General features: G+C 50.9%; 2 protein-coding genes. Both read right to left on the minus strand.

Going from position 1 to position 1,533, the window contains the following annotated elements; genetic code table 11:
- Positions 1-123: 123 nt before the first annotated feature.
- Entirely contained in the window at positions 124-426 is a 303-nt protein-coding gene (locus KHU33_RS26045) for an ESPR domain-containing protein (RefSeq protein WP_211468443.1), read from the minus strand.
- Between the two features lie 293 nt (positions 427-719).
- Positions 720-1,533: DUF746 domain-containing protein (locus KHU33_RS26050; RefSeq protein ID WP_211468445.1), on the minus strand; the 814-nt coding region annotated here is incomplete at its 5' end.

Raw genomic sequence — 1,533 nt, forward strand, 5'->3', positions numbered from 1 at the left:
CAGCGCAAATGCGATTTGTTGCTCGGTAAATTTGCTTTTCTTCACGACATGACTCCTGTTTCATCTAATGAAAAATCACGTCGGAAATTCTACTTTTAAATGCGACTGTTTATTGGGGTACGGTCAAGCGCTAGAGGGGGTTGCGATGTTGACCAGGGGCGTGCCATTGGCGGCATTCGTGACGGTGGGTTTCCGGTTGTTGGCCGCATTCGGATCCGCCACGATCTGGGCCGACACCAGCGTGACGCCGCCGAACAACGCTGCAATGGCAACGGCCAAGTGCGCGAAGCGCATCAATGGCGAATGGTTTGCGCCAGATTCGCTACCATCTCCCGCCCCTTTTCCCTGACTGGACACGTTCTCGGCAACGACCATCATCTGGCCGCGATTTTTATTAAAAATAACGCGGTAGGCTTGCTTATTCATATTCTTTTTTTCCGATTCGGGGCATTGACTCTCCGGGACGAAGAGCAGCTAACAAGGAATCCATGCCCGGCATGTCGTGGCATTGATCAAGTTGCAATTTATGACGCCCGATTTTACAAAGTAGAAGGGTATTGCGCGACGGAAATCTGCTTGAAAACTGAATAGTTTTGCAATCTTTGACAATACGTTGTGAAATGACAACTGATGCGCAATGCATTAATTCCAAAAGGAAATTTTATGCATCCGGCGGATACGGTTGAACGGTATGAGCGATGACAACCGCGAGAGGAAAATTACTGATGAGCTGAGACCGGATCGACGTCGACCTTGCCGGGGTCGTAGTGGATCTCAAGACGAACCTTCTGCTGCGCCAGGCGTTCGGCATCGCTAACGCTAAATGTTGAGCCACAAGCTGGACAGAACAATCTGCGCCCAGCGGTGGGAGAATCGCTAAAGAAACGTTTCTCGCCATCGACGCCGCAACGTGGGCAGCGAATGTACGGTCGCGTCTTGATTCCCAGCCGCACCTTCGCCTCCCACTTGCCCGTGGGATCGAGTTGCAGCAGCCATTTCCTGAATTTTTTTGTCCAGCTTTGTACGGTGGGATAACAAATATCAAGATGCCGGCAGGCTTCCTCGTAAGGTATTTGTTGCGAGAGAAATGGTATAAAAGCGGGGAGCCTGTCGCGGGCCAGTTGTTTCAATGGCGTGCCAGTTAAACGATTGAAAGCGCGCTTACAGGTTAAACATTTAAAACGCGGCAATGCCGAACTGTCCGACCTCCTTTCCCATCTCGTATAGCGCGAATGACAGTGCGGACATGCGATCGGCTGCTTGCTCTTGGAATATACTTCGGCCAATGCTTGTTCCAGATAGGCTGTTAATTTCTTATCTTCCGTATCTGGAAAACTACCACCTGCCCGTCGAAACTGAAGCTGATCAACGAGAAAACGACGCTCTGTTGGCGCAATCGGCAATGCAGGCGGCGTAGGCAGCTCCCCTGCCTCGGCAATTATTTTTTTGAGCGGCTTCGGCTTGGGTTGTGCCGAGATAATGCCTAAGACGCGCCGACGGTAGCGAACTTGTTGGCCATCTATTCCTAATTTT

This window comes from Collimonas silvisoli, assembly GCF_018305005.1.
Classification (GTDB): domain Bacteria; phylum Pseudomonadota; class Gammaproteobacteria; order Burkholderiales; family Burkholderiaceae_D; genus Collimonas; species Collimonas silvisoli.

Bases quoted from the DNA above. Each gene is read 5' to 3' on its own strand.
- KHU33_RS26045 (WP_211468443.1), bottom strand. From the start codon at position 426: ATGAATAAGCAAGCCTACCGCGTTATTTTTAATAAAAATCGCGGCCAG.